Raw genomic sequence first — 3,288 nt, 5'->3', positions numbered from 1 at the left:
TCCCCAGTCCCCAATCCCCAATCCCCAATCCCCAATCCCCAGTCCCCAATCCCCAATCCCCAGTCCCCTACCCTGATCGCAATTTGTCGGCATAAATGCCTGTAAGGATAGCAACTACCAGCCAAGTGATGGCTAATCCTATAACTTCGCCTAAAAATAACTGGGTGAAGTGGCGTAAAACGATCCCCACGGTGGAACCTATAGGTACTGCAATTGCCCAACTCAGGGAACTGACAAATATCCATCGCCACGCGAGAGGAACTGATTGGGGAATTACCAACCATTGTGCTATTCCAATTGTGAGACCGCTAATTGTGCCATAAATCAACCCAGACAAAATTCTCAAAGCCAAGATAGAAGTTGTGGGTACAACCCAACCGATTGCGCCAATGCCGGTAGCGGCGACGATCATCCAACCCAAAAGACTTGAAAAAACCCACTTGATCCGAAAAACTGGTTGTTTGAGCAGAAAACTTTGAGGTAATGCCACCGCCAAGCCACCAACAGCAGACTCTACCAAACCAATATCAGGCTTTTCACCAATTTCAATCAATAATAAACTCAGCAAAAAACCGCCAAAAGTAGCTAAAGCCCACAACAATGTAAAGCTACTAAAGTTTCCTAGTGCTAATTGCATCAAACTCTCTCTAGTTGTAATGGTCTGGTAGCTTTGGCGTTGAACATATCCAGAAAAGCCTTGCGTCGTCGTTGGGGAGATTCGGGTGCGATGTAACCCCAGAGACTTTCCCAGTAAAAAAAGGAGATGCCTTGAAAATTGCGATCGCGTACTATCTGAACTTGTTGTTTAATTTGGGCGATTTCTACAGGGTTACGCAAAGTACCCGTTGATATGCCGATTCCTACAGGAATTTGACTAAGAGCTAATTCTACTGCTGGCTGTTCTAGTTGAGTAATAAAACCTCTTTTATCATTTCGGTATACTTGTAAAATTAACTCATTAATTAGACCTTTTTTTACCCAACTTTCCCAATCTTGTAAATAATATTTGTAGGCAAATGCTTGAGAATTTGGAGACAAAGAGATTTTTGCCTTCGGTTTTACTGCTTTGACAGCTTGATAGATTTCTGCCATGAAATCAGTGATTTTATCTGCTCGCCAACGCATCCATTCTGAGTTAAAAGGATTACTTGGAGGACTTTTACCTTGATGTTCTTGTCGGTAGAGATCAATCGTAAAAGGATCATAGCCAAACTGAACTGGCATTCCAAAATGATCGTCCAATTGAATGCCATCTACATCGTAGTTTTTGACTACTTCCACAATTAGCCCTTGAATAAACTCTTGAACTTGTGGATGCAGAGGATTTAGCCAAGCTTGCTTGCTTACAGAGTGATTATTAATTTCCTCTGGTAAGGTTTCTTGGATAGATTTTATACCTTTTTGTCCATTCGTCAACCAGTTAGGATAACGCCTTGCTAATTGTGAATTAGGTGGCGTCATTAACCCATATTCAAACCAAGGAATAACACTCAATTTTTTAGCTTGAGAAAGTTTCACCAGCTTTGCTAAAACATCCCGTCCACCATGCATAAATTTGAGTAGAGGTTCAGTATCTGAGCCTGTAATCGTTTTGGCTATACTACTTCTGTAAAAAGTATGTCCTCGATTCCAAACTACAGGATAAATTGTATTAAAATTAAGTGCTGAGAGATGATTTAAAGCGCGGTCAATACCCCAAGGTACAAATAGTACACCACTAGCAACATTAGTGAGCCAAACGCCGCGAATTTCTGTTTTGATTGGGCTAGTCTTTTGAGAATAAACTGGCAGTGAAGAGAATGGCAATACTGTTAAACTTAAGACTAATCCCAAACACAATAAGTAAAAAAAATAACGGCGAGCAACCCAATTCATCGATAAGTGCAACCTATTGCAATCGGAATATATATAATTACAAAATCAATTTGTCATTCCCGGATTATATAAACATATGGTGATTTTCTGCTCAAAAGTAATACCAAATTGGGATTTGAGCGCTAAACGTGTTTGTAGTGAGGACTTTAGCCCTTAAATATTCAAGCACTGAACTCAGATATCTCACTAAACCCACCCCTACGGTCTCTCAACAAAGACAGGACTAATACCAATTCGTAATTCGTAATGACGCTCCTACGTCGCTAACGCTGCGCTAACGTAATTCGTAATTAAGAAACTCTTATTTAGTATGGGTTTCGGAGTTTGAATGTGTAGCCGAATTTTAGAGAATTGGTATAACATAGTAATACGAAAAATTCAGGGTTTGTACAAAGGGTATGGGGGTGTGTAAGTGAGTAAAATCCTTACGCCCCGCCCCAAAGGCTAAAATAATGCGAATAGTTCAGTAATTTGGTAAGTAAGATTAGTAGAAATTATCAGTACAAATTTTGAATTGCTTACTTACAAGATGTTGAAATTAAAGCACTTGATTATGAGTTTGGGCTGTTTGCTGCTAATTATTGCTTGCAATAGCTCCCATCCAAAGATCAATTTTCACACTAAACTTCTCAAGGTGGCTACTGACCCTACCTTTATCCCCTTTGAAATCCGCAATACTAGCGGTAAGTTGGTAGGGTTTGATATTGACTTGATGAATGCGATCGCCAAAGTTGCCGGGTTCACTGTACAGTTTGAAAGTATGCCCTTTGATGGCATGATTTCTACTTTACAAGCTCAAAAAGTCGATGCTGCGATTAATGGGATCACAATTACTGCTGAACGTCTGAAAACGATTTCCTTTTCCCGACCTTATTTTAAAGCGGGACTAGCGATCGCAGTTCGTGAAGACAATCAAGATATTAAAGATTTTAATAGTCTCAAAGGTAAAAAAATTGCTGTACAAATTGGTTCAACTGGTGCAGATTTTGCCAAAACTATTCCCCATGCCAAAATTATTACATTCAATTCTGGCCCGGACTTTTTTCAAGACTTGCTCAATGGCAATGTTGATGCTGTAATTAGCGATGCTTTTGCTACTTTGTATGCAATTAAAAATAGCAACTTCAAAGGTATAAAAGTTGTCACCAACTTGCTTACTGAAGAATACTACGGAATTGCTACCCCCAAAAATTCCCCTCATCTCGATACAATTAACAACGCCATAGCCACTTTATTAGCTAATAATACTTATAAGCAAATTTACCAAAAATGGTTTAATAGCGAACCGCCACAATTACCAGATTCTCTGCCACAAAACTAAATATCGAATTTCCGATCACTACTTAGAATCTAGCACCTGATATCATGTCCGGCTAATCACTTATCATAAAAATTTCTCCCTTGTCCCCCTTC

3 protein-coding genes are annotated in these 3,288 nt (G+C 39.5%); 1 reads left to right on the top strand and 2 read right to left on the bottom strand.

Features of this window, described 5'->3' with window-relative positions:
• Positions 1-67: 67 nt before the first annotated feature.
• The gene (locus AC5JMF_RS31815; protein WP_495799701.1) at positions 68-637 is read right to left on the bottom strand and encodes a hypothetical protein; all 570 of its coding nucleotides are present in this window, start codon (positions 635-637) and stop codon (positions 68-70) included.
• A complete protein-coding gene (locus AC5JMF_RS31810; protein ID WP_495799700.1) occupies positions 637-1,875 on the bottom strand; it encodes a glycoside hydrolase family 10-like protein in 1,239 nt (412 codons plus the stop codon). The genes AC5JMF_RS31815 and AC5JMF_RS31810 overlap by 1 nt, the downstream gene beginning before the upstream one ends.
• Positions 1,876-2,509: 634 nt before the next feature.
• Here AC5JMF_RS31810 and AC5JMF_RS31805 point away from each other — a divergent pair.
• Positions 2,510-3,196, top strand: coding sequence for a basic amino acid ABC transporter substrate-binding protein (locus tag AC5JMF_RS31805; RefSeq protein WP_495799699.1), 687 nt, complete (start codon positions 2,510-2,512; stop codon positions 3,194-3,196).
• Positions 3,197-3,288 lie beyond the last annotated feature (92 nt).

This window comes from Desmonostoc vinosum (assembly GCF_059505385.1).
The sequence above is the reverse complement of the archived record's forward strand: the minus strand, read 5'-3'. Positions and strand labels throughout refer to the sequence as shown.

Excerpts from the sequence above, each read along its gene's own strand:
- AC5JMF_RS31810 (WP_495799700.1), bottom strand. The coding sequence starts at position 1,875 with ATGAATTGGGTTGCTCGCCGTTATTTTTTTTACTTATTGTGTTTGGGA.
- AC5JMF_RS31815 (WP_495799701.1), bottom strand. The coding sequence starts at position 637 with ATGCAATTAGCACTAGGAAACTTTAGTAGCTTTACATTGTTGTGGGCT.